Raw genomic sequence first — 24,504 nt, 5'->3', positions numbered from 1 at the left:
CGTGATCCGAAACGACGCACTCGACCGTCTCCCCGTCCGCCACGCCGTCCCCGAGCTGCTGAGCGCACTCGACCGGCGCGGTGCGGCCGTGTTGTCCGCGCCTCCCGGTACGGGCAAGACGACGCTGGTGCCGCTCGCGCTGGCGGGTCTCATAGGGGAGGGACCGCGGCGGCGGGTCCTGGTCGCCGAGCCGCGGCGGATGGCCGTGCGGGCGGCGGCGCGGCGGATGGCGTGGCTGCTCGGCGAGGAGGTCGGCGGCGCGGTCGGCTTCTCGGTGCGCGGTGAGCGGCGGGCGGGCCCCTCGACCCGGGTCGAGGTGGTGACCACGGGCATCCTGCTGCAGCGGCTCCAGCGCGATCCGGAGCTGGCGGGGGTCGACGTGGTGCTGCTCGACGAGTGCCACGAGCGGCACCTGGACGCCGACACGGCGATGGCGTTCCTGGTGGACGTGCGGGCCGCCCTGCGGCCCGAGTTGAGGCTGATCGCCGCGTCGGCGACGAGCGACGCGGCGGCCTGGGCCGAGCTGCTGACGTCCCTGGACGACGGGGGGCCCGCGCCGGTGGTGCGGAGCACGGGCGAGGGCCACGGCTGCCGGGTGTTCTACGAGGCGCCGCCGTCGGGCGTCCGGCCGGCGCACGGCACCTGGGTGGATCCGGCGCTGCTGCGGCACGTGGCCGCGACGGTGCGGCTGGCGCTGGAGCGGCACGAGGGGGACGTCCTCTGCTTCCTGCCGGGCACGGGGGAGATCGCGCGGACGGCCGGGATGCTGGCGGACGTCGGCGCGGAGGTGCTCCAGCTGCACGGCCGGGCGCCGGCCGAGGTGCAGGACGCGGTGCTGCGGGGTGCGGAGCCCGGCGGGCGGCGCAGGGTGGTGCTCGCGACGTCGGTGGCGGAGTCGAGCCTGACGGTGCCGGGGGTGCGGATCGTCGTGGACTCGGGGCTGGCCCGGGAGCCCCGCACGGACCATGCCCGGGGTCTCGGCTCGCTGGCGACGGTGGTGGTCTCGGAGGCGACGGCGACCCAGCGGCTCGGCCGGGCGGGCCGTGAGGCCGCCGGGTTCGTCTACCGGTGCTGGGCGGAGGCGGGCGACGGGGTCAGGCCGCGCTTCCCCTCGCCGGAGATCAGGGTCGCCGACCTGGCGGACTTCGCCCTGCGGGCCGCCTGCTGGGGCGACCCGACGGCGGAGGGGCTCGCCCTGCTCGACGCGCCGCCGGCCGGGGCGATGGCGGCGGCCCGCTCGGTCCTCGGCTCGATCGGCGCCGTGGACGGGGCGGGGCGGGCCACCGACCGGGGGGTGCGGATGTCCCGGCTCGGGCTCCACCCCCGGCTCGGCCGGGCGCTGCTGGACGGCGCGCCCGAGGTGGGGGTGCGGCGCGCGGCGGAGGTGGTGGCGCTGCTCAGCGAGGAGCCGCCGCGCGACTACGGGGACGATCTGGCGGCCGCCTGGCGTGCCGCCCGCCGGGGTGGCGACGGGTACGGCGGTCGGTGGAAGGCGGAGGCGCGCCGTCTGGAGCGGTCGGTGGCGGAGGAGGCGGGCGGGCGGGGAGCGCCCGCGGGGCCGGCGGGCGGGGAGGACGCCGTGGCGGGTCTGGTGACGGCGCTGGCGTTCCCGGAGCGGGTGGCGAGGGCGCGCGAGCAGGGGGGCTATCTGATGGTGTCGGGGAGTGGTGCCCGGCTCGGCGAGGGGTCCGGGCTGCGGACCGCGCCGTGGCTGGCCGTGGCGGTGGCGGACCGCACCGCCAGGGACGCGACGGCGCGGGTGCGGCTGGCGGCCGTGGTGGACGAGGACATGGCGCGGCGGGCGGCCGGGCATCTGCGGTCGACCGGCGAGGAGGTCCGCTGGGAGGACGGGGACGTGGTCGCGCGGTCGGTGGACCGGCTCGGCGCGGTGGAGTTGACGGTCCGGCCGCTCGGGGCGGGAGCGGAGCCGGAGCTCGTGCGGGAGGCGCTGCTCGACGGGCTGCGGCGCGAGGGGCTCGGGCTGCTGCGGTGGGGCCGGGAGGCCGGGGAGCTGCGGGCGCGGCTCGCCTTCCTCCACCGGGAGGTGGGGGACCCCTGGCCGGAGGTGACGGACGGGGCGCTGCTGGAGCGGGCCGGGGAGTGGCTGGAGCCGGAGCTGTCCCGGGCCGCCCGGCGGGCCGATCTGGCTCGGATCGATGCCGGTGAGGCCCTGCGGCGGCTGCTGCCGTGGGCGTCGGGCGAGGCGGGCCGGCTGGGCGAGCTGGCGCCGGAGCGGATCGAGGTGCCGAGCGGTTCGCGGATCCGGGTGGAGTACGGCGGGGAGCGGCCGGTGCTCGCGGTGAAGCTCCAGGAGATGTTCGGTCTGGCCGAGACGCCCCGGGTGGCGGGGGTTCCGGTGCTGGTCCACCTCCTCTCCCCCGCCGGGCGGCCGGCGGCGGTCACCGCCGACCTGGCGTCGTTCTGGCGGGACGGCTACCGGTCGGTGCGGGCGGAGTTGCGGGGGCGGTACCCGAAGCACCCGTGGCCGGAGGATCCGTCCGCGGCGGAGGCGACGCGGTTCACGAGCGCGCGGCTCAGACGGGAGGGGTGAGCGGGGCGGTCGCGGGGGCCGGTGCGGGGCGGCGGGAGCGGGCCTCCAGCCAGAGGGCGAGGGCGAGGAGCAGCAGGGCGAGGAGGGTGAGACTCCAGGGGAGGTAGGAGACGAGCAGGAGGACCGTGAGGCGGTTGGAGGAGACCATCTCGCCGACGCTCCGGACGTAGTCCTCGCGCATCTTCACGTGCCCCTCGAAGACGGTGAGGGTGTCGCGGCCCATGAGGGCCTTGGCGTTGCGGAGTTCCTCCTTGTGGATCTCCTCGCCGTTCACGGGGGCGCCGGTGACCGGCTCGACCCAGAACATCCGCTTGGTGGTGTACCAGCGGGTCAGGCCGGAGTCGGCGAGAAGCTGCGGGGTGATGCCCTTGACCGGCATGGTCTTGGGCATGGGGACCTCGGTCCAGGGGATGGTCTGCTCGAAGTAGTAGACCTCCGTGCCCCGGAAGGTGCGGGTGCCGCGGTAGTGGATGGGGGACGAGGTGCGGGTCTGGGCGTCGAAGTACTGGTAGTCCCGCTTCTCGGTGAGGAAGGGCCACTTGAACTCGATGCCCTCGCGCCGGACCGGGTCGCCGTCGACGGACTCGCCGGTGGCGTTGACGGGGTCCTGGGTGTGGGCGTCGAAGATGTAGCGCTCGGGGACCTTGGAGACCATCTTTCCGTCGGGGCCGGTGATGTAGGCGAGGGCGTCCCAGACGACGACATCGCGTCCGGCGTCGCGTTCGATGCGCCGCGACTCCTCCACGTTGCCCTTGAGGGTCTGGATGATCGTGATCTTGTCGACCTTCTCCGCCTTGAGGGTCGTGTAGTCGAGCAGGGTCGCGGGCTTCGCCTCCAGGACGGTCTCCTGGTACTGGTTCGGCGGGATCTTCGCCAGCCGGGGGAAGGCGTACCAGCGCAGGGTCGGGGCCATCGCCGCGCAGAAGACGGCGAGGGCGAGGAGGACGAGGCTGGCTCGGCGGCGCACGGTCGCTCCCTACTTCTTGGGGCCGGGGTCGGCGGTCAGCAGGGGCTTGGGCGAGGTGGGCCCGTCGGGCGGCAGATCGACCACGGAGACGAGGAGGGCGAAGAGGAGGACTGGGGCGAGTCCGATGGCGGCGGCGACGAGGGCGCGCATGGTCGGCCTCCCGGGATGCGATCTGATAGGTCGTCAGGGCGGGGGCACCGTAGCAACGCGACCGCGAGATGAGAACACGTTGCACCGTCCCGCGCGGGGATCCCGGTGCCGCGGGGCCGGTGGCGCGGGAGTCCGGCTGCCGCCGTGCGGCCGGCGGCGCGGGGTTCCCGATGCCGCCGCGCGTCCGCGGGCCTCCCGCTGGAGGCGTCCGTCCGAGGCGGGAGACGCCGAGCGCCGCTCCCCCGCCCGGTGGGGGCGGAGAGGCGGCGCGTGGGGTGGGGCGGGGAGGACGGAGGGTCAGGCCGAGGGCGAGGGGGAGGCCTCGGGCGAGCCGGTGCCGGACGGGGTCGGCTCCGGGGTCGCGTCGGGGCTCGGCGTCGCGGTGGGCGACTCGACCGTCAGCTTGATCTCCGTGGTGGCACCGCCGGGCGCGGTGAGGAGGAGCACGTACGCGCCGGCCTTGTCGCCCGCGAGGATGGCCGGCAGCGAGACCAGGCCGTTCGCGTCGGCCTTGAGGGCGAGCGTGCGGGTGCCGTCCTTGAAGGTCGGGCCGTCGGTGCTCGCCGTGGTGCCTTCGGCGTCGGCGATCACCGCCGTGACGAGGACGCCGGGGGCGAGGGCGCCCTTCAGGGTGGCCTTCAGCTGCACGGACTGGGCGAACGTGGTGCCGGTGGTGGCCGTCAGCGGGTCGCCGCCGACCCGGACGAGGGCGTCGGCCTGCCGTTCGGTGACGGTCGCGGTGAACCGGGTGGCCTCGATGCCGCGGCCGACGACGGTGGCCTTGACCGTGAACGTTCCGGTCTTCTCGCCGGCCCGCAGGGCGGGGGCGGCGGCGAGTCCGGCCGAGCCCGTGGTGACGTTCGCGGTCGTGCCACCGCCGGGGAAGCGGGTGTCGGTGGTGCCGGTGATCTCGAAGCGGACGACCACGCCGGCGATCGGCGCGCCGGCGGCGTCGAGCGCGGCGACCGTCGGGGTCTTGGCGAAGGAGGTCTCGGTGGGTGCGGTGAGGGACCCGGTGGAGACGGCCGCGAGGCGCGCGACCTTCACGGCCGGCGGCACGACGGGCGGAACCGGCGGCTTCGTCGGCGGCGTGACCGGGGGCTTCACCGGCGTCGTCGGCTTGGTCGGCGGCTTCGTGGGGCCCGGCTTCGTCGGGTCGGGCTTCGTCGGGTCCGGCTTCGGCGCGCCCGTCCCGGACGGCGTCGGAGCGGGCGTGGTCGGCGCCGGCGTGAACGGCGTCGTGGTGCCGGGGTGGCGGGTGCGGCCGTCGCTCCGGTCGACCGGCAGCACGCCCGTGCCGTCCGGGATCTGGTGGGTGCCGCGCCGGTAGTACTCGAACCACGACGTGACCGTGTTCAGGTACTCCGTCGAGCGGTTGTAGCTGAGGATCGCGCGGTCGAGGTCGGCCTTGAGCGCGAGGTTGCGGTCGTTGGCGCAGAGGTAGAGACCGGCGGCCTGCGCGGCGTCGTAGATGTTGTTCGGGTCCTTCTTCCCGTCGCTGTTCGCGTCCTGGCCCCAGGTGGCCCAGGTGGACGGGATGAACTGCATCGGGCCGACGGCGCGGTCGTGGGTGCGGTCGCCGTCGAAGGCGCCGCCGTCGGTGTCGGAGATGTTGGCGAATCCGACGCCGTTGAGGACGGGGCCGAGGATCGGGGAGAGGGTGGTGCCGTCGGCGTTCACCCGGCCGCCGCGCGCCTGCCCGGACTCGACCTTGCCGATGCCGGCGAGCAGCTGCCAGGGCAGGTTGCAGGCGGGGTTGGTCGAGCGGATCGACTGCTCGGCGCGCTGGTAGGCGGCGAGTACGGACGCGGGTATGCCGGCCTGGGCGGGGCCGGTGATCACCGGCACGTTGGCGGAGGGCGCCCCGGGCTTGTTCGGCGTGTTCAGCGGCGGCAGTTCCGTGTAGTACGGCGAGTTGCCGGTGGCGGAGCCGTCGCCGGACGGCGACGTCGTGTCCCCGGCGCCGATGGCACGGTCTCCGCCCGCGTTGTCGGTGGGTGGCGGGATCATCTCCGGCGCCTGTGAGGCGGCGAGCGCGGCGACCGCCGCCGCCACCACCGCACCGCTGGTGGCTCCCTTGCGCAGCCTGCGGCTCAAGTGCGCTGACATGTCCGTGGTCCCTTCCCCCTCGACTGAGGTCCCGCGCTCCCCGCGCGAGACCTCTGGCGACCCTATGCCAACTCCGGTCCACCGAACACCGGGCCTTGACCCTGTTTCACCGTTTCGACACCTCTCGCCCGCCCGGCGAGCTTGCGGTCGGGTCCCGTGGGACGGTCGGGGCGGGAACCGTGCGGAGGGTCGGACACCTCTTGTACTGCGGCCGGTGAGGGACGCCGGCCGGGACCACCGGAGCCTGGGGGAAGACCCGTTGCCGTTCACGCTGAGCCATGCCGCTGCCGTGCTGCCCGGACTGCGGCGCAACGGGACCGCGCGCGGCCCTCTGGTCGCGTCGGCGCTCGTCGCGGGCTCCTTCGCGCCCGACATGACCTACTTCGCGGCGACGGCCTTCCCCGACGCGATGGTCTTCGGGGACGTGACCCACTCCCCCGTCGGGATCGTCACCGCCGACGTCCTGATCACCGCCCTGCTGGTGGCCCTCTGGCTGACCGTCCGCGAGCCGCTCGTCGTACTGCTGCCCGCACGGTGGCGCGGGCGCGTGTACGGGTTCGTCCGGGGCGCGGCCTGGCGCGACCGGCACCCGCCCGTGCTCGCCGGGTGGTTCGCCCTCTCCGCGGTCGTCGGCTCGACGACCCACGTCGTGTGGGACTCCTTCACCCACCTCGACCGCTGGGGCACCAGGGCGATCCCGGTCCTCGGCGACGTCGTGGCGGGCTTCCCCGTCTACCTCTACGCGCAGTACGGGGGTTCGGCGCTGGCGCTCGGGTTCCTGGTGTGGTTCACCGCGCGGGCGCTGCGCTCGGCACCGGAGGCCGACGGTCCCGCCGGGGTGCGGGTCCCGGGCCGGCGGGGCCGGCTGCTCGCGGCCGCCCTCGTCGGAGGCTGCGTCCTCGCCGGGACGGCCCACCGGGTGCTGCGCTGGGCCGCCTACTGGGGCTGGGACCGGATCGAGACGCCCCTGGACGTGATTCCGACGGCCTGCTTCGGGGCCGGGGCGGGCCTCTTCGTCGGCCTCGTGCTGTACGGGGCGGGGGTCCGGCTCCTGGGTGCGTCCGCCTCGGCACCGGCGCCTCCGCCCGGCGGTGCCGCGGCAGCACGGGAGGAGGGGGACGGGGAAGCGGGCGGGCCGGTGGCGGCGGAGCGCTCGCGCCGGGGATCGCGCTGATCCGCGGGAGAGACGCCGACCGCCCCGGCAGGCCAGGGAGGCCGCCCTTCCCCGCAGGCCGGGGACACCCCCCGTGCGGAGCGGGGACACCACCATCCGTGCAGGGCGGACACGCGGCCGCCCGTACACGCGGAGACGCCCGCTCCGGGCTCCGCCGCCGGGCCGGCGGACACGGCGACGGCCCCCGCGGTCGGGGACCGGGGGGCCGTCGGAGTGCGCTGCCGCGGGTCAGTGCGCGGCCGAGTCCCAGTCGTGGCCGACGCCCACCGAGACGTCCAGCGGGGCGCGCAGTTCGGCGGCGGCCGACATCTGCTCGCGGACCAGCGCCTCGACCTGCTCGCGCTCGCCCGGGGCGAGTTCGAGCACGATTTCGTCGTGGACCTGGAGGAGCATCCGGGAGGCGAGGCCCGACTCGGTCAGCGCCCGGTCGACGCCGAGCATCGCGACCTTGACGATGTCGGCGGCCGTGCCCTGGATCGGGGCGTTGAGCGCCATCCGCTCGGCGGCCTCACGGCGCTGGCGGTTGTCGCTGTTGAGGTCGGGCAGGTAGCGCCGGCGGCCGAGCATGGTCTCGGTGTAGCCCGTGGCGCGGGCCTCGTCGACGACCCGGCGCAGGTAGTCCCGGACCCCGCCGAAGCGCTCGAAGTAGGTGTCCATCAGGCCGCGGGCCTCGCCCGGGTCGATGTTCAGCTGCTGCGAGAGGCCGAAGGCGGACAGGCCGTAGGCCAGGCCGTAGGACATGGCCTTGATCTTGCGGCGCATCTCGGCGTCGACGGCGGACCGCTCGACGCCGAAGACCTGGGAGGCGACCGTGGTGTGGAGGTCCTCGCCGGAGGTGAAGGCCTCGATGAGGCCCTCGTCCTCGGAGAGGTGGGCCATCACGCGGAGCTCGATCTGGCTGTAGTCGGCGGTCATGAGGGCGTCGAAGCCCTCGCCGACGACGAAACCGTGCCGGATGGCGCGGCCCTCGTCCGTGCGCACCGGCACGTTCTGCAGGTTGGGGTCGGTGGAGGAGAGGCGCCCGGTGGCGGCCACCGTCTGGCTGAAGGTGGTGTGGATGCGCCCGTCGGCGGCGATCGTCTTGATCAGGCCCTCGACGGTGGAGCGCAGCCTGGCCTGCTCGCGGTGGCGGAGCATGATCACCGGCAGCTCGTGCTCGGTCTGGCCGGCCAGCCAGGCGAGGGCGTCCGCGTCCGTCGTGTACCCGGTCTTGGTCTTCTTGGTCTTCGGCAGGTTCAGCTCGCCGAAGAAGACCTCCTGGAGCTGCTTGGGCGAGCCGAGGTTGAACTCGTGGCCGACGGAGGCGTGGGCCTCCTTGACGGCCTGCTGCACGGCGCCGGCGAACTGCTGCTCCATGGCCTCGAGGTGCTCGCGGTCGGCGGCGATGCCCTGGCGCTCCAGGCGGGCGAGGAGCGCGGAGGTGGGCAGCTCGACCTCGTGGAGGAGCTCGCGGGCCCCGACCTCGCCGAGCTTCTCCTCGAAGGCCCCCGCGAGGTCCAGGACGGCCCGCGCCTGGGCCATGAGGGCCTCGGCCTCGGCGGTGTCGTCGGCGCCGAAGGCGAGCTGCCCGTCGGCGGCGGCCGCGGGGGCGAGCTCGCGGTGCAGGTACTCGACGGACAGCGCGTCGAGGGCGAAGGAGCGCCGGCCCGGCTTCACCAGGTAGGCGGCGAGGGCGGTGTCCATGGTGACGCCCGCGACGCTCCAGCCGTGCTCGGGGAAGACCCGCATGGCGCCCTTGGCGTTGTGCATGGCCTTCGGCCGGTCGGGGTCGGCGATCCAGGCGGCCCAGGCCTGCTCGTCGGCCTCGTCGAGCGCGCTCGGGTCGAACCACGCGGCGGCTCCGCCGGCGGCGGCGAGGGCGATCTCGCCCACGTTCCCCGTGCCGAGGGCCCAGGTGTCGACGGTCGCGATGCCGAGGGGCTCGGTGCCGTGCTCGGCGAGCCAGGGGGCAAGCTCGCCCGCGCCCAGGACGGTGCCGTCGATCTCGACGCCTGCCGCGGGGGCCGGGGCGGTGTCCTCGGCGGCGCCCGGGTCGACGGCGAGGAGCCGCTCGCGCAGCGACGGGTTGCGGATCTCCAGGGTGTCGAGGACGAGGGCGACGGCTCCCCGGTCGTAGGGCTCGCGGGCCAGGTCCGCGACGCCCTTCGGCAGCTCGACGTCGGTGACCATGGCGGTCAGCCGGCGGTTGAGCTTGACCGACTCCAGGTGGTCGCGGAAGTTCTGCCCGGCCTTGCCCTTGACCTCCTCGGCCCGGGCGACGAGCTCGTCGAAGGAGCCGAACTGGTTGATCCACTTGGCGGCGGTCTTCTCGCCGACGCCGGGGATGCCGGGCAGGTTGTCCGACGGGTCGCCGCGGAGGGCGGCGAAGTCGGGGTACTGGGAGGGCGTGAGGCCGTACTTCTCCTGGACCTTCTCGGGGGTGAAGTGGGTGACCTCGGAGACGCCCTTGGTCGGGTAGATCACGGTGGTGCGGTCGGAGACCAGCTGGAAGGAGTCGCGGTCGCCGGTGAAGATCCGGACGTCGAAGCCCTCGGCCTCGGCCTGGGTGGTGAGGGTGGCGATGACGTCGTCGGCCTCGAAGCCGTCGACGGCGAAGCGCGGCACGTTCATCGCGTCGAGGAGCTCGCCGATCAGCTCGACCTGGCCCTTGAACTCGTCGGGGGTCTTGGAGCGGTTCGCCTTGTACTCGGGGAACTCCTCGGACCGCCACGTCTTGCGGGACACGTCGAAGGCGACCGCGAAGTGCGTGGGCGCCTCGTCGCGCAGCGTGTTCGCCAGCATCGAGGCGAACCCGTAGATCGCGTTCGTCGGCTGCCCGGTCGCGGTGGTGAAGTTCTCCGCGGGCAGCGCGAAGAACGCCCGGTACGCGAGCGAGTGCCCGTCCATGAGGAGCAGGCGGGGGCGGATGTCTGCGGGGTTCTTCGATGCTGTCTCTGCCACACGACGATCCTGCCACGGACCACCGACAATCCCGCCCACCGCTGCGCACCGCACCGGCGGGGTGCCGGGCCGTCGCCGCCCCGTGACAGGATCGGAGGCGTACGCCGCAGGATTACCGCTCAAGGGAGAGCGCGATGGTCAGCAAGCCGCCGGTCGGCGACCCGGTCCAGGACGCACCGCAGGTCACGCCCCCGCAGCACGCCGCCGCCGGGCTGCCCGCCGTCGGGCACACCCTGCGGATGGCGCGCGAGCAGATGGGGCTGCGGCGCACCGCGCGGACCCTGCTCAAGGTCAACCAGAAGGACGGCTTCGACTGTCCGGGCTGCGCCTGGCCCGAGGAGGACAAGCGGCACGTCGCCGAGTTCTGCGAGAACGGCGCGAAGGCGGTCGCCGAGGAGGCGACGCTGCGCCGGGTCACCCCCGAGTTCTTCGCCGCGCACCCGCTGGCCGACCTGGCGGAGCGCAGCGGGTACTGGCTGGGCCAGCAGGGCCGGATCACCGAGCCGATGCTGCTGCCGGAGGGCGGCGACCGGTACGAGCCGGTGACCTGGGAGCGGGCCTTCGCGATCCTGGCGGAGGAGCTGCGGGCCCTGGGCTCCCCCGACGAGGCGCTCTTCTACACCTCGGGGCGGACCAGCAACGAGGCGGCGTTCCTGCTCCAGCTCTTCGCCCGCGAGTTCGGCACGAACAACCTGCCGGACTGCTCCAACATGTGCCACGAGTCCTCGGGCTCGGCGCTGACGGAGACCATCGGCATCGGCAAGGGCAGCGTCTCGCTGGAGGACCTGCACCGGGCGGACCTGATCATCGTCGCCGGGCAGAACCCGGGGACGAACCATCCGCGGATGCTCTCGGCCCTGGAGAAGGCCAAGGCGGGCGGCGCGCGGATCATCTCGGTCAACCCGCTGCCCGAGGCGGGCCTGGAGCGGTTCAAGAACCCGCAGACCCCGCAGGGCATGCTGAGGGGCGCCGCGCTGACCGACCTGTTCCTGCAGATCCGGATCGGCGGCGACCAGGCCCTCTTCCGGCTCCTGAACAGGCTGGTCCTGGAGGCCCCGGGGGCGGTCGACGAGGAGTTCGTACGCGAACACACCCACGGCTACGAGGAGTTCGCGGAGGCTGCCGCGGCGGCCGACTGGGACGAGACCCTCGCCGCGACCGGACTGCGGCGCGCCGAGATCGAGCGGGCCCTGGAGATGGTGCTCGCCTCGGAGCGGACCGTGGTGTGCTGGGCGATGGGCCTCACCCAGCACAAGCACGCGGTGCCGACCATCCGCGAGGTGGTCAACCTCCTCCTGCTGCGGGGCGCCATAGGGCGGCCCGGCGCCGGCGTGTGCCCGGTGCGCGGCCATTCGAACGTGCAGGGCGACCGCACCATGGGGATCTTCGAGCGTCCCGCGCCCGCCTTCCTGGACGCCCTGGACAAGGAGTTCGGGATCGTCTCACCGCGCCACCACGGCTTCGACGTGGTGCGGTCGATCCAGGCGCTGCGCGACGGCGAGGCGAAGGTGTTCTTCGCGATGGGCGGCAACTTCGTGGGGGCGACCCCCGACACGGAGGTGACGGAGGCGGCGATGCGCCGGGCCCGGCTGACCGTCCACGTCTCGACGAAGCTGAACCGCTCGCACGCGGTGACGGGCACGCGCGCGCTGATCCTGCCCACGCTGGGCCGCACCGACAAGGACGTGCAGGCGGGCGGCAGGCAGTTCGTGACCGTCGAGGACTCGATGAGCCAGGTGCACGCCTCGCGGGGCAACCTGCCGCCCGCGAGCCCGCACCTGCTGTCCGAGCCGGCGATCGTGGCGCGGATGGCCCGCGCCGTCCTCGGCGCCGGATCGGCCACGCCCTGGGAGGAGTTCGAGGCGGACTACGCGGCGATCCGCGACCGCATCGCGCGCGTGGTGCCGGGCTTCGAGGACTTCAACGCGCGCCTCGCGGCCGACGCGGGCGGCTTCCGCCTGCCGCACGGGCCGCGCGACGAGCGCCGCTTCCCGACGAAGACGGGCAAGGCCAACTTCACGGCGGCGCCCGTGGAGTACCCGAGGGTGCCGGAGGGGCGGCTGCTCCTGCAGACGCTCCGCTCGCACGACCAGTACAACACCACGGTCTACGGCCTGGACGACCGCTACCGGGGGATCCGGGGCGGCCGCCGGGTCGTCCTGGTCCATCCCGAGGACGCGGCGGAGCTGGGCTTCGCCGACGGGGCGTACGCGGACCTGGTCGGCGAGTGGACGGACGGCACCGAGCGGCGGGCCCCCGGCTTCCGGGTGGTGCATTACCCGACCTCCCGGGGCTGCGCGGCGGCCTACTACCCGGAGACGAACGTGCTGGTGCCGCTGGAGTCGACGGCGGACGTGAGCAACACCCCCGCGAGCAAGTCCGTGGTCGTCCGTCTGGAAGAATCCGCCTCCGCCTAAGCGTTTGCTCAGGCAGCTCAGGAAGACCAGCCGTACGAAGACGTACGAAACGAACGGAGCCGGGCATGGGTGAGCAGCAGCACGTGAAGTTCCCGCAGGAGGTCCTCGACGAGTACGCGGCGCTGGGTGTCGACCTCCCGGCGCTCTTCTCGGCCGGACACCTCGGCAACCGGATGGGCGTCCAGATCCTGGAGGCCTCCGCCGAGCGCGTCGTCGGCACCATGCCCGTCGAGGGCAACACCCAGCCGTACGGGCTGCTGCACGGCGGCGCCTCCGCGGTCCTCGCCGAGACCCTCGGATCCGTCGGCTCGATGCTGCACGGCGGGGTGTCGAAGATCGCGGTGGGCGTCGACCTGAACTGCACCCACCACCGGGGCGTGCGCAGCGGCCTGGTGACCGGTGTGGCGACACCCGTGCACCGCGGCCGGTCGACGGCCACGTACGAGATCGTGATCACCGACGAACAGGACAAGCGGGTGTGCACGGCGCGGCTCACCTGCCTGCTGCGTGAGGTCACGGCGAAGGACGCGTCGAGCATTCCGGACACCGCGCACGGCTGAGCGGTGACACACGAGGCCTGACCAGCCACGCACGACCCAGGGGCGGCACCACCAGGTGCCGCCCCTCGCGCGTTCCCGCCCCGGCCGCACCCCCGGTTCCGTCACGCTGTGTCACATACACAAGGGCTGTCCGGCGGTGAAGCGGAGGGGCCGGTTCGTCCGCTCAGCTTTCTGCCGTTGTCCGATATCCGGAGAGTCCGCTGAGCGGACCGTCAGTACCAAGAATCGCTCAAGCCCCTTAGCGGAACTGCGCGTTCTCACTATGTGAACACCGCATTACAGCCCTCTATGCCCCGGTTTTCCCTCCCGGCGCGCACACTCTTTCCCCGTCGGCATAACAAGACAGTCACATCCTGTCCTCGGCGCTCCCCGACCCTCCCCACCTGCGCTTAGAGTCACCGCCAGTCACCGCGCCGCCGGGCGCGTCCTACTGCACGGCCCTGTACCAACCCCAGTACGGCCCGGCGTTCCAAAACGGCACCCCTCGCTCCGCAGCTTCACGGCACCGCCTCATCCGAGGGGGCCGCGCCAGGGAAAGGACCCTTCGTGCGAAACCGTTCGATGCTCATACTCACCACCGCGGTCACCGCGGGAGCACTCACCCTCACCGCCTGTGGTTCGCGCGACGACAAGGGGGCCGAGAAGGGCGGCGACGGCGGCAACGTCACCGTGACCATCGGCCTCGACGCGCCCCTCACCGGCGAGCTGTCCGCCCTCGGTCTCGGCATCAAGAACTCCGCCGACCTCGCGGTCAAGACGGCCAACGAGAAGGCCTACGTCAAGGGCGTGACCTTCAAGCTGGAGTCCCTCGACGACCAGGCGCAGCCCTCCGCCGGCCAGCAGAACGCCACCAAGTTCGTCGCCGACAAGAGCGTCCTCGGCGTCGTCGGCCCGCTGAACTCCTCCGTCGCCGAGTCGATGCAGAAGGTCTTCGACGACGCGAAGCTGGTCCAGGTCTCCCCGGCCAACACCAACCCGGCGCTGAGCCAGGGCATCAACTGGAGCACGGGCGAGAAGAAGCGCACCTACGCGTCGTACTTCCGCACCGCGACCACGGACGCCATCCAGGGCCCCTTCGCCGCGCAGTACGTCTACAACGAGGCCAAGAAGACCAAGGCCTTCATCATCGACGACAAGAAGACCTACGGCGCCGGCCTCGCGGGCACCTTCAAGGGCGAGTTCGAGAAGCTCGGCGGCAAGGTCCTCGGCACCGAGCACATCAACCCCGACACCAAGGACTTCTCCGCGGTCGCGACCAAGGTGAAGAGCTCCGGCGCCGACGTCGTCTACTACGGTGGCGAGTACCCGGCCGCCGGCCCGCTGGCCAAGCAGATCAAGGAGGCCGGCGCCAAGGTCACCGTCGTCGGCGGCGACGCGATCTACAGCCCCGAGTACGTCAAGCTCGGCGGCGCGGCCGCGACCAACGGCGACATCGCCACCTCCGTCGGCTCCCCGATCGAGGAGCTCGCCTCCGCCAAGGAGTTCCTGACCAACTACAAGGCCAAGGGCTACAAGGAGGCCTACGAGGCCTACGGCGGCTACGCCTACGACTCGACCTGGGCGATCATCGAGGCCGTCAAGAAGGCCACCGAGGGCAACGGCGGCAAGGTCCCCGAGCGCGCCAAGGTCGTCGAGGCCATGCAGGGCGTCTCCTTCGAGGGCGTGACCGGCAAGGTCTCCTTCGACGAGTTCGGTGACACCACCAACAAGCAGCTGACCGTCTACAAGGTCGAGGGCGGCGCGTTCAAGCCCGTCAAGTCCGGCACCTTCGGCGGCTGATCAACCTCACCACTCAGCACCACCAGCACCACTCAGCACCACCTTCACCGCGCGGGGGGCCGCACCTGGCTCCCCGCGCGGTGTCACATCCGTCGAAAGTCTCGGAGGACAATGCGGTGAACGAACTGCCGCAGCAGCTGGTCAACGGCCTGCTACTGGGATCCATGTACGGGCTCGTCGCCGTCGGCTACACGATGGTCTACGGCATCGTCCAGCTCATCAACTTCGCCCATGGCGAGATCTTCATGACCGGCGGCTTCGGGGCGCTCACGGTCTGGCTCATCCTGCCCGGCGGCACCAGCATGTGGGTCGCGCTGCCCGTCATGATCATCGGTGCCGTGGTCGTCGCGACCACCATAGCCGTCGGAGCGGAACGGTTCGCCTACCGTCCGCTACGCGGCGGCCCCCGCCTCGCCCCGCTCATCACCGCCATCGGCCTCTCCCTCGCCCTGCAGTACGCGGTGTGGGTCTGGTACCCCGAGGCGAAGTCCGCCCGGACCTTCCCGCAGATCCCCGGCGGTCCGATCGAACTCGGCCCCGTCACCATCCAGACCGGCGACGTCTTCCTCCTGATCGCCGCCCCGATCTGCATGGCCGTCCTCGCCTTCTTCGTGATGCGCACCCGCGTCGGCCGCGGCATGCAGGCCACCGCGCAGGACCCGGACACCGCCAAGCTCATGGGCGTGAACACGGACCGCATCATCGTGATCGCCTTCGCCCTCGGAGCCGCGATGGCCGCCGTCGGCGCCGTCGCCTACGGCCTCAAGTACGGCGTCGTCGACTACAAGATGGGCTTCCTCCTCGGACTCAAGGCCTTCACGGCCGCCGTCCTCGGCGGCATCGGCAACATCTACGGCGCCATGATCGGCGGAGTCGTCCTCGGCATCGCCGAGACCCTCGCGACGGCCTACATCAGCCACATCCCCGGTATGGAGCAGCTCGGCGGCCAGTCCTGGGCCGACGTCTGGGCCTTCGTACTCCTCATCGTCGTACTCCTCGCCCGGCCCCAGGGCCTCCTGGGCGAGCGCGTCGCGGACAGGGCGTGAGCACCATGACCACCATCTCCGAGAACCCCCAGGCGGCACCGCTCTCCCAGCAGGAGCAGGCGACCGGTCTCATCGGCTTCGTGCCGGCCAGGACCGCCCGCGCCCTCGCCCTCGGCGGAGCCGTCCTCACCGTCGCCGCCTGCTTCCTCTCCTGGACCTGGACGCCCACCTTCCCCGGCGACCTCACCTACTACGGCTCCCCGGCCGGCCTCCAGCTCCAGGTCCTCGTCCTGGGCCTGCTCACCGCCCTCTTCGCCCTCTCCTCGTACGGCGTCAAGGGCACCCGCTGGCTGACCCCCGCCGGCGCCGACGGCGCGATCAAGTTCGCCGCCCTCGCCACCTTCGGCACCACCTGGTACACCGTCGCCGCGATCAGCGTCACCCTCGGCGGCCCGGTCAACCTGGAGCCCGGCGGCGCGATCGTCGCGTTCTCCAGCCTGATCACCCTCCTCGGCGCCCTCGCCCTCCCCTTCGAGCGGCCCGCGGTCCACCCCGTGGACCCCGAGGACACCGGCTGGGACCAGTTCAAGCACCGCGCCGGCAACGGCTGGACGGTCTTCAAGGGCGCCTTCGCCTCCACCGGCACCGCCCGCAAGCTGCCGCCCCTGCACTCCTCCGTCGAGATCCTGATCATCACCGGCATCCTCGCCGTGGCGCTCGGAGTCTTCACCTACGGCGTCGGCACCGAGTACGACGAGCTCTTCGTCGGCTTCCTGATCACGGCCGGCCTCGGCTTCGCCGCGGTCAACAAGTCCGGCCTGATGCAGCAGGCCACCCAGCTCACCAAGAAGCACCAGAACCTCACCATCGCGGGCGCGTTCACCGCCGCGGCGCTCTTCCCCTTCACCCAGACCGACGACCAGTACGCGACGCTCGGCGTCTACATCCTGATCTTCGCCACGGTCGCCCTGGGCCTCAACATCGTCGTCGGCCTCGCCGGTCTGCTCGACCTCGGCTACGTCGCCTTCCTCGGCGTCGGCGCCTACGCGGCCGCCCTCGTCTCGGGCGCCCCGACCTCCCCGTTCGGCGTCCACTTCCCCTTCTGGGCGGCCATCCTGGTCGGCGCCGGAGCCTCGCTGGTCTTCGGTGTCCTGATCGGCGCCCCGACCCTCCGGCTCCGCGGCGACTACCTCGCCATCGTGACCCTCGGATTCGGTGAGATCTTCCGCATCGCCGTCATGAACACCGACGGCACCTCCGGACCGGACATCACCAACGGCTCCAACGGCATCGCCTCCATCCCGAACCTCAACATCTTCGGGTTCGACTTCGGCGCCGAGCACTCGATCGCCGGCTTCACCATCGGCCGCTTCGCGAACTACTTCTTCCTGATGCTGCTGATCATGGCGGTCGTCGTGCTGGTCTTCCGGCGCAGCGGCGACTCCCGCATCGGCCGCGCCTGGGTCGCCATCCGCGAGGACGAGACCGCCGCGCTCGCCATGGGCATCAACGGCTTCCGCGTCAAGCTCATCGCCTTCGCGCTCGGCGCCTCGCTCGCCGGCCTCGCCGGCACCGTGCAGGCCCACGTCACCTACACCGTGACCCCGGAGCAGTACCTCTTCGCCGGTCCCATCCCGCCCAACTCCGCCTTCCTGCTCGCGGCCGTCGTCCTCGGCGGCATGGGCACGATGAGCGGCCCGCTGGTCGGCGCCTCGCTCCTCTTCCTCATCCCCAACAAGCTCCAGTTCATGGGCGAGTACCAGCTCTTCGCCTTCGGCGTCGCGCTGATCCTCCTCATGCGCTTCCGCCCGGAGGGCATGATCGCCAACCGGCGCAACCAGCTGGAGTTCCACGAGAACGACGAGACGCCCGCCACGCTCGCCAAGGCAGGTGCCTGAACATGACGACCACCACGAAGACCGCGGACGCCACCACGGCGCCGACCGCCGGCGAGGCAGTGCTCGACGCGCGCGGGGTCACCATGCGCTTCGGCGGCCTCACCGCCGTGCGCGACGTGAACCTCACCGTCAACAGCGGCGAGATCGTCGGCCTGATCGGCCCCAACGGCGCCGGCAAGACCACCTTCTTCAACTGCCTCACCGGCCTCTACGTCCCCACCGAGGGCGAAGTCCGCTACAAGGGCACGGTCCTGCCGCCCACGTCCTACAAGGTCACCAACGCCGGCATCGCCCGCACCTTCCAGAACATCCGTCTCTTCCACAACATGACGGTCCTGGAGAACGTCCTCGTCGGACGCCACACCCGGATGAAGCAGGGCCTCTGGTCGGCGCTGCTCCGCCTGCCCGGCTTCAAGAAGGCCGAGGCCGAGGCCACCGAGCGGGCCATGGAGCTCCTGGAGTTCATCGGCCTCCAGGACAAGGCGCAGCACCTCGCCAAGAACCTCCCCTACGGAGAGCAGCGCAAGCTGGAGATCGCCCGCGCCCTCGCGAGCGACCCCGGACTGATCCTGCTCGACGAGCCCACCGCCGGCATGAACCCGCAGGAGACCCGCGCGGCGGAGGAACTCATCTTCGCCATCCGCGACATGGGCATCGCCGTCCTCGTCATCGAGCACGACATGCGGTTCATCTTCAACCTCTGCGACCGGGTCGCCGTGCTCGTCCAGGGCCAGAAGCTCATCGAGGGCGACAGCCAGACCGTCCAGAGCGACGAGCGGGTCATCGCCGCCTACCTGGGCGAGCCCGTCGCGGACACCCCCGCGGCGGAGGCACCCGTCGCGGAGCCCCCCGCCGAGGAGGCACCCGCCGCGGCCGCCGCCCCGGAGACCACCGCCGACGAGGAGGCGCCGCCGCAGGAGGACGCCCCCGAGACCCCGGACGCCCCCGCCGACGAGGCACCGGCAGCCGAGGACACCACGCGAGACCCTGCTTCGGGCAAGGAGAACGACGCATGACCGCACTGCTCGAAGTCGAGGACCTGCGCGTCGCCTACGGAAAGATCGAGGCCGTCAAGGGCATCTCCTTCTCCGTCGACGCCGGTGAGGTCGTCACCCTCATCGGCACCAACGGCGCCGGCAAGACCACCACCCTGCGGACCCTCTCCGGGCTCCTCAAGCCGGTCGGCGGCCAGATCAAGTTCGAGGGCAAGTCCCTCCGCAAGATCCCCGCCCACAAGATCGTCTCGCTCGGGCTCGCCCACTCCCCCGAGGGCCGGCACATCTTCCCCCGCATGACCATCGAGGAGAACCTCCTCCTCGGCGCCTTCCTCCGGAAGGACACCGCGGGCATCGCCAAGGACGTCCAGCGCGCCTACGACCTCTTCCCGATCCTGGGTGAGCGTCGCAAGCAGGCCGCCGGCACGCTCTCCGGCGGCGAGCAGCAGATGCTCGCCATGGGCCGGGCCCTCATGTCCCAGCCCAAGCTGCTCATGCTCGACGAGCCCTCCATGGGCCTCTCGCCGATCATGATGCAGAAGATCATGGCGACCATCGCCGAGCTCAAGGCCCAGGGCACCACCATCCTGCTCGTCGAGCAGAACGCCCAGGCCGCCCTCGCCCTCGCGGACCACGGCCACGTGATGGAGATCGGCAAGGTCGTGCTCTCGGGCACCGGCCGCGACCTGCTCCACGACGAGTCCGTCCGCAAGGCGTACCTCGGCGAGGACTGACCCGCCGGATCGGCACCACAGACGGAAGGCCCGCCCCACAGAGCCGTGGGGCGGGCCTTCTCCGTACGCGTACGGCGGGGCGGGCGGGCTACTGGCCCTTGGCCGCCTTCTTCTCCTCGGCGTCCTCGATGACGGCCTCGGCGACCTGCTGCATGGACATGCGGCGGTCCATCGACGTCTTCTGGATCCAGCGGAACGCGGCGGGCTCCGTCAGGCCGTACTGGGTCTGCAGGACGGACTTGGCGCGGTCGACCAGCTTGCGGGTCTCCAGACGCTGCGAGAGGTCGGCGACCTCCTGCTCCAGGGCGCGCAGTTCGGAGAAGCGGGAGACGGCCATCTCGATGGCCGGCACCACGTCGCTCTTGCTGAACGGCTTCACCAGGTACGCCATGGCTCCGGCGTCCCGGGCCCGCTCGACGAGCTCGCGCTGCGAGAAGGCGGTGAGCATGAGGACCGGGGCGATGGACTCGCCGGCGATCTTCTCCGCGGCCGAGATGCCGTCCAGGACGGGCATCTTCACGTCCAGGATGACGAGGTCGGGGCGGTGCTCGCGGGCGAGCTCGACGGCCTTGGCGCCGTCACCGGCCTCGCCTACGACCGTGTAGCCCTCTTCCTCCAGCATCTCTTTGAGATCGAGGCGGATGAGGGCCTCGTCCTCGGCGATGACGACGCGGGTCGTCAGCGGCGGGACGTGCGACGCGTCGGCGTCGTCAGCGGGCTGGGGCGACTCGGGGGCGGTCACGGGGGCTCCTCGGTGCGGGGCAAGTACTGCTCCCCTGAGCCTACCTAGCTCCTGTAATGTGGTGCCCCACAGGGAGGGTATCTCCCTCGCTTTCCAAGGCCCCAGTACTCCAACTGGTCAGAGAGGCCGCTCTCAAACAGCGGACAGTGTGGGTTCGAATCCCACCTGGGGCACTTTTCCTTCGAATCGAAGGGCGACGAGCAGTCAGTGATCGTCGCCCACCCGCGTGAACTCCTCCGCGGCTCGCCCCCGGCACCGACCCCTACGTCAGCGGGTCGCCGATGTGGTGGACGCGGACCAGGTTCGTCGAGCCCGCGACTCCCGGTGGGGAGCCGGCCGTGATCACCACGATGTCGCCCTTGCGGCAGCGGCCGATGCGGAGGAGCTCCTCGTCCACCTGGGCCACCATCGCGTCCGTCGACTCGACGTGCGGGCCGAGGAAGGTCTCGACGCCCCAGGTGAGGTTGAGCTGGGAGCGGGTCGCCGGGTCCGGGGTGAAGGCGAGCAGGGGGATGGGCGAGCGGTAGCGGGAGAGGCGCTTGACCGTGTCGCCGGACTGGGTGAAGGCGACGAGGAACTTGGCGCCGAGGAAGTCGCCCATCTCGGCGGCGGCGCGGGCCACGGCGCCGCCCTGGGTGCGGGGCTTGTTCCGTTCGGTCAGCGGCGGCAGCCCCTTGGCGAGGACGTCCTCCTCCGCGGCCTCGACGATGCGGCTCATGGTGCGGACGGTCTCGATCGGGAAGCGCCCGACGCTGGTCTCGCCGGAGAGCATCACCGCGTCGGTGCCGTCGATGACGGCGTTGGCGACGTCGGAGGCCTCGGCGCGGGTGGGGCGGGAGTTGTCGATCATCGAGTCGAGCATCTGCGTGGCGACGATGACCGGCTTGGCGTTGCGCTTGGCGAGCTTGACGGCGCGCTTCTGGACGATCGGGACCTGCTCCAGGGGCATCTCGACGCCGAGGTCGCCGCGGGCGACCATGATGCCGTCGAAGGCGGCGACGATCTCCTCGATGTTCTCGACGGCCTGGGGCTTCTCGATCTTGGCGATGACGGGGAGGCGGCGGCCTTCCTCGTCCATGATCCGGTGGACGTCGTCGATGTCCCGGGCACTGCGGACGAAGGAGAGGGCGATGACGTCGGCGCCGGTGCGGAGGGCCCAGCGGAGGTCCTCGATGTCCTTCTCCGAGAGGGCGGGGACGGAGACGGCGACGCCGGGGAGGTTGAGGCCCTTGTTGTCGGAGACCATGCCGCCCTCGATGACGACGGTGTTGACCCGGGGGCCGTCGACGGAGGTGACCTCCAGGGTGACGCGCCCGTCGTCGACGAGGATGCGCTCGCCCGCGGTGACGTCGGCGGCGAGGCCGGAGTAGGTCGTCCCGCAGCAGTGGCGGTCGCCTTCCACGGGTTCGACGGTGATGGCGAACTCGTCGCCGCGTTCAAGGAGTACGGGACCTTCGCGGAAGCGGCCGAGCCGGATCTTCGGGCCTTGAAGGTCGGCGAGGACGCCGACGCTGCGGCCGGTCTCGTCGGCGGCTTTGCGGACGCGCTGGTAGCGCTCCTCGTGCTCGACGTACGAGCCGTGGCTGAGGTTGAAGCGGGCCACGTCCATTCCGGCCTCGATCAACGCCTTGATCTGGTCGTATGTTTCGGTGGCGGGCCCAAGGGTACAAACGATTTTCGCTCGGCGCATGGTGCGAGCCTAGGGCTTACCCACCAGTAGCGAGTTGGTGGGACATGACTACTCAACAACCTTTCCGTGAAAGGCTGTTGACAAGTATTGAATCTGTGCGCCGGGGTGCTCCGATGAGCGTTTCACGCGCCCCGGCGCCCCCTGTCTCAGAGTGCGGGCGGCCGCATCGTGAAGCGGGCCACGACCTCGGCGGTCACCGTCTGGCGCTGCGGTTCGAGGTCGAGCGGCGGGGCCTCGCCGGCGCCTTCCGCCGCGTACGCCACCGCCGCCGAGCCGAAGGCGGCCCGCCGCGGTCCGAGGCGCTCCGCGGCGCCCGCGTCCGAGAGTTCGAGGAGTGAGGAGAGGGCGGTGCCCAGGGCCTCGGCGTAGGCGCGGGCCCGCTGGACGGCTTCGGAGACCGCGAGCCTGCGGGCCTCCGCGTAGGCCGGGGAGGCCGGGCGGAGGAACCACCAGGGGCCGTCGACGCTGGTCAGTTCCAGGTCGGCGAGTCGCGTCACCAGTTCGCCGAGGACGGTGAAGTCGGTGAGTTCGGCGGTGATCCGCACGCGTCCGTGGAAGGCGTGCACCCGCTCCCCCCGGCCCTTGCGGGTGAGCTCGGGGGAGATCGAGAGGCTGCCGGTCTCCAGCTTCTCGACGGCCGAACCCTGGGCCTTGACCAGGTCGAGGACCTGGGTGTTGCGACGGGTGAGGTCGGCGAGCGTGGTCGCGCGGTCGGGGCCGCGGGCGGAGACGGTGACCCAGATCCGGGCGAGTTCGGGGTCGACCTCCAGGCGCCCTTCTCCTCGGACGGTCACCTGGGGTGCGTCGGGGGTCGCGTGGTCCTGGGTCACGTCCTGCTCCTCGGTGTGCGGCAGCGGTCGTCCTCCGAACACTTTCCCACTCCGTAACCCGAAAGGGCTGTTGCCGGGGTGTCGTCTGAGCCAGAATCTACGCGCGTTGTGCGCCACGGTCGGCGCCGACGGCACGGAACCACAAGGGGAGAACACATGCCGCTGAACCGCAGGACGTTCCTGGAGCGCTCGGCCGCCGCCGGGGCCGGGGTGGCCGTCGCCGGAGCCGTCGCCGCACCCGCCCAGGCCCACGGGGGTCATGCCCGTCCGCGTCCGCGGAAGCGGTACTCGTTCACCGTGATGGGCACCACCGACCTGCACGGCAACGTCTTCAACTGGGACTACTTCACGGACAAGGAGTTCGACGACAAGGCGCACAACGACGTGGGCCTGGCGAAGATCTCCACGCTGGTCGACCAGGTCCGGAAGGAGAAGGGGCGCCGCAACACCCTTCTCATCGACGCCGGCGACACCATCCAGGGCACGCAGCTGTCGTACTACTACGCCAAGGTCGACCCGATCACGGCCCGCCGGGGCCCGGTGCACCCGATGGCGCAGGCGATGAACGCGATCGGGTACGACGCCGCCGCGCTGGGCAACCACGAGTTCAACTACGGCATCCCGGTGCTCCGCAAGTTCGAGGAGCAGTGCGACTTCCCGCTGCTCGGGGCCAACGCGCTGGACGCGAAGACCCTGCGCCCGGCGTTCGCCCCGTACAGCATGCACCGGCTGCGCACCCCGCACGGCAAGGACGTCAGGGTCGCGGTCCTCGGTCTGACGAACCCGGGCATCGCCATCTGGGACAAGGCGAACGTCAGCGGGAAGATGGTCTTCCCGGGACTGGAGGAGCAGGCGGCGAAGTGGGTGCCGAAGCTGCGCTCGATGGGTGCGGACGTGGTCGTCGTGTCGGCGCACTCCGGATCCAGCGGTACGTCCTCGTACGGTGACCAGCTGCCCCACGTCGAGAACGCGGCCGGGCTGGTCGCGGAGCAGGTGCCGGGCATCGACGCGATCCTGGTCGGCCACGCGCACACCGAGATCCCGGAGTACCGGGTGAGGAACAAGGAGACCGGCAAGGACGTCGTCCTGTCCGAGCCGCTGAAGTGGGGGCAGCGCCTGACGCTGTTCGACTTCGACCTGGTGTGGGAGAAGGGCCGCTGGACCGTCGAGAAGGTGGGGGCGCAGGTCCTCAACTCCAACACGGTGGCGGAGGACCCGGAGATCACCGGGCTGCTCGGGGACGAGCACCGGAAGGTCGTGGCGTACGTCAACCAGATCATCGGCACCTCGACCGCCGCGATGACCACGGCCGACGCGCCGTGGAAGGACGAGCCGATCATCGACCTGATCAACGTGGTGCAGACGGAGACGGTGAAGGCGGCCCTGGCGGGCGGCGCGCACGCGTCGCTGCCGGTGCTCTCGCAGGCCTCGTGCTTCTCGCGGACGGCCCGGATCCCGGCCGGTCAGGTCTCGATCAAGGACGCCGCGGGCCTGTACCCGTTCGAGAACACGCTGGAGGCCCGTCTGATGACGGGCGCGCAGCTCAAGGACTACCTGGAGTTCTCGGCGCGGTACTACGTGCAGACCGCGGCGGGGGCGCCGGTCGACACCGCGAAGCTGACGAACGCCGACGGCATTCCGGACTACAACTACGACGCGGTCTCGGGGCTGACGTACGACATCGACATCGCGAAGCCGGCGGGTTCGCGGATCGTGAACCTGTCGTTCGAGGGCCGACCGCTCGATCCGGCGGCGAGGTTCGTGCTGGCGGTGAACAACTACCGGGCGAGCGGCGGCGGTGCGTTCCCGCACGTCGCGGGTGCCCAGCAGCTGTGGGCGAACTCGGACGAGATCCGGAACACCATCATCCAGTGGGTGCAGGCGAAGGGCACGGTGGACCCGGCCCTGTTCGCCTCGGTGGACTGGAAGCTGACGCGGGACGGGGTGCCCGTCTTCTGAGGTCCGGCGGGGCCCGTCCGGTG

General features: G+C 71.9%; 17 protein-coding genes and 1 tRNA gene. 11 read left to right on the top strand and 7 right to left on the bottom strand.

Translation table 11 applies throughout. The annotated features are described in order from the left end of the window. The first annotated feature begins 1 nt into the window (after window position 1). Entirely contained in the window at window positions 2-2,551 is a 2,550-nt protein-coding gene (gene hrpB / locus ACY0MR_RS27150; RefSeq protein WP_473555878.1) for an ATP-dependent helicase HrpB, read from the top strand. Here hrpB and pgfA read toward each other — a convergent pair. The 3 genes from pgfA to ACY0MR_RS27135 form a co-directional block, all read right to left on the bottom strand. Next, complete coding sequence (pgfA, locus tag ACY0MR_RS27145) at window positions 2,535-3,518, bottom strand: cell envelope lipid trafficking protein PgfA (protein WP_388802449.1); 984 nt, start codon at window positions 3,516-3,518, stop codon at window positions 2,535-2,537. The genes hrpB and pgfA overlap by 17 nt on opposite strands. 9 nt (window positions 3,519-3,527) lie before the next feature. Beyond that, a complete protein-coding gene (locus tag ACY0MR_RS27140; RefSeq protein WP_362217256.1) occupies window positions 3,528-3,668 on the bottom strand; it encodes an SPW_0924 family protein in 141 nt (46 codons plus the stop codon). A 297-nt stretch (window positions 3,669-3,965) separates the two neighbouring features. After that, window positions 3,966-5,777 (bottom strand): lytic transglycosylase domain-containing protein, encoded by a 1,812-nt coding sequence (locus ACY0MR_RS27135; protein WP_473555874.1) that lies wholly within the window; start codon window positions 5,775-5,777, stop codon window positions 3,966-3,968. A gap of 259 nt (window positions 5,778-6,036) precedes the next feature. Between ACY0MR_RS27135 and ACY0MR_RS27130 the strand changes: the two genes are divergently transcribed. Then, window positions 6,037-6,951, top strand: coding sequence for a DUF4184 family protein (locus tag ACY0MR_RS27130; protein ID WP_473555872.1), 915 nt, complete (start codon window positions 6,037-6,039; stop codon window positions 6,949-6,951). Between the two features lie 228 nt (window positions 6,952-7,179). On the opposite strand, the gene polA is transcribed toward ACY0MR_RS27130, so the two are convergent. Beyond that, complete coding sequence (polA, locus tag ACY0MR_RS27125; protein WP_388802439.1) at window positions 7,180-9,891, bottom strand: DNA polymerase I; 2,712 nt, start codon at window positions 9,889-9,891, stop codon at window positions 7,180-7,182. Window positions 9,892-10,025: 134 nt separating this feature from the next. On the opposite strand from polA, the gene ACY0MR_RS27120 reads away from it, so the two are divergent. The 7 genes from ACY0MR_RS27120 (at window position 10,026) to ACY0MR_RS27090 (ending at window position 19,260) form a co-directional block, all read left to right on the top strand. Further along, window positions 10,026-12,308 (top strand): FdhF/YdeP family oxidoreductase, encoded by a 2,283-nt coding sequence (locus ACY0MR_RS27120; RefSeq protein WP_404079882.1) that lies wholly within the window; start codon window positions 10,026-10,028, stop codon window positions 12,306-12,308. Between the two features lie 65 nt (window positions 12,309-12,373). Next, window positions 12,374-12,868 (top strand): PaaI family thioesterase, encoded by a 495-nt coding sequence (locus tag ACY0MR_RS27115; RefSeq protein WP_388802433.1) that lies wholly within the window; start codon window positions 12,374-12,376, stop codon window positions 12,866-12,868. A gap of 561 nt (window positions 12,869-13,429) precedes the next feature. Then, entirely contained in the window at window positions 13,430-14,647 is a 1,218-nt protein-coding gene (locus tag ACY0MR_RS27110; RefSeq protein ID WP_388802815.1) for a branched-chain amino acid ABC transporter substrate-binding protein, read from the top strand. A 116-nt stretch (window positions 14,648-14,763) separates the two neighbouring features. After that, window positions 14,764-15,693 (top strand): branched-chain amino acid ABC transporter permease, encoded by a 930-nt coding sequence (locus ACY0MR_RS27105; RefSeq protein ID WP_148004563.1) that lies wholly within the window; start codon window positions 14,764-14,766, stop codon window positions 15,691-15,693. Between the two features lie 5 nt (window positions 15,694-15,698). After that, entirely contained in the window at window positions 15,699-17,531 is a 1,833-nt protein-coding gene (locus tag ACY0MR_RS27100; protein ID WP_388802427.1) for a branched-chain amino acid ABC transporter permease, read from the top strand. A 2-nt stretch (window positions 17,532-17,533) separates the two neighbouring features. Continuing rightward, window positions 17,534-18,547, top strand: coding sequence for an ABC transporter ATP-binding protein (locus ACY0MR_RS27095; protein ID WP_473555868.1), 1,014 nt, complete (start codon window positions 17,534-17,536; stop codon window positions 18,545-18,547). After that, window positions 18,544-19,260 (top strand): ABC transporter ATP-binding protein, encoded by a 717-nt coding sequence (locus ACY0MR_RS27090; protein ID WP_361849479.1) that lies wholly within the window; start codon window positions 18,544-18,546, stop codon window positions 19,258-19,260. Before ACY0MR_RS27095 ends, ACY0MR_RS27090 begins: the two co-directional genes overlap by 4 nt. Before the next feature lie 88 nt (window positions 19,261-19,348). On the opposite strand, the gene ACY0MR_RS27085 is transcribed toward ACY0MR_RS27090, so the two are convergent. Beyond that, window positions 19,349-20,002 (bottom strand): ANTAR domain-containing response regulator, encoded by a 654-nt coding sequence (locus tag ACY0MR_RS27085; protein WP_073917005.1) that lies wholly within the window; start codon window positions 20,000-20,002, stop codon window positions 19,349-19,351. Window positions 20,003-20,100: 98 nt separating this feature from the next. On the opposite strand from ACY0MR_RS27085, the gene ACY0MR_RS27080 reads away from it, so the two are divergent. Then, window positions 20,101-20,175: transfer RNA gene (locus ACY0MR_RS27080), tRNA-Leu, on the top strand. 89 nt (window positions 20,176-20,264) lie between these two features. Here ACY0MR_RS27080 and pyk read toward each other — a convergent pair. Together pyk and ACY0MR_RS27070 are read right to left on the bottom strand one after the other, a co-directional pair. Next, window positions 20,265-21,692, bottom strand: a complete 1,428-nt coding sequence (pyk, locus tag ACY0MR_RS27075; protein WP_388802420.1) for a pyruvate kinase — start codon at window positions 21,690-21,692, stop codon at window positions 20,265-20,267. A gap of 146 nt (window positions 21,693-21,838) precedes the next feature. Further along, complete coding sequence (locus ACY0MR_RS27070) at window positions 21,839-22,564, bottom strand: SIMPL domain-containing protein (RefSeq protein ID WP_473555864.1); 726 nt, start codon at window positions 22,562-22,564, stop codon at window positions 21,839-21,841. 114 nt (window positions 22,565-22,678) lie between these two features. Between ACY0MR_RS27070 and ACY0MR_RS27065 the strand changes: the two genes are divergently transcribed. Then, a complete protein-coding gene (locus ACY0MR_RS27065; RefSeq protein ID WP_403316343.1) occupies window positions 22,679-24,481 on the top strand; it encodes a bifunctional metallophosphatase/5'-nucleotidase in 1,803 nt (600 codons plus the stop codon). The last annotated feature ends 23 nt before the right edge of the window (window positions 24,482-24,504 follow it).

It is taken from the genome of Streptomyces sp. JN8 (genome assembly GCF_055808075.1).
Note: the sequence above shows the minus strand (reverse complement) of the source record. Positions and strands in the feature narration are given on the sequence as shown.

Excerpts from the sequence above, each read along its gene's own strand:
- ACY0MR_RS27120 (WP_404079882.1), top strand. The coding sequence starts at position 10,026 with ATGGTCAGCAAGCCGCCGGTCGGCGACCCGGTCCAGGACGCACCGCAG.
- ACY0MR_RS27110 (WP_388802815.1), top strand. The coding sequence starts at position 13,430 with ATGCTCATACTCACCACCGCGGTCACCGCGGGAGCACTCACCCTCACC.
- ACY0MR_RS27115 (WP_388802433.1), top strand. The coding sequence starts at position 12,374 with ATGGGTGAGCAGCAGCACGTGAAGTTCCCGCAGGAGGTCCTCGACGAG.
- ACY0MR_RS27135 (WP_473555874.1), bottom strand. The coding sequence starts at position 5,777 with ATGTCAGCGCACTTGAGCCGCAGGCTGCGCAAGGGAGCCACCAGCGGT.
- ACY0MR_RS27095 (WP_473555868.1), top strand. The coding sequence starts at position 17,534 with ATGACGACCACCACGAAGACCGCGGACGCCACCACGGCGCCGACCGCC.
- ACY0MR_RS27065 (WP_403316343.1), top strand. The coding sequence starts at position 22,679 with ATGCCGCTGAACCGCAGGACGTTCCTGGAGCGCTCGGCCGCCGCCGGG.
- pyk (WP_388802420.1), bottom strand. The coding sequence starts at position 21,692 with ATGCGCCGAGCGAAAATCGTTTGTACCCTTGGGCCCGCCACCGAAACA.
- ACY0MR_RS27090 (WP_361849479.1), top strand. The coding sequence starts at position 18,544 with ATGACCGCACTGCTCGAAGTCGAGGACCTGCGCGTCGCCTACGGAAAG.
- ACY0MR_RS27100 (WP_388802427.1), top strand. The coding sequence starts at position 15,699 with ATGACCACCATCTCCGAGAACCCCCAGGCGGCACCGCTCTCCCAGCAG.
- ACY0MR_RS27140 (WP_362217256.1), bottom strand. The coding sequence starts at position 3,668 with ATGCGCGCCCTCGTCGCCGCCGCCATCGGACTCGCCCCAGTCCTCCTC.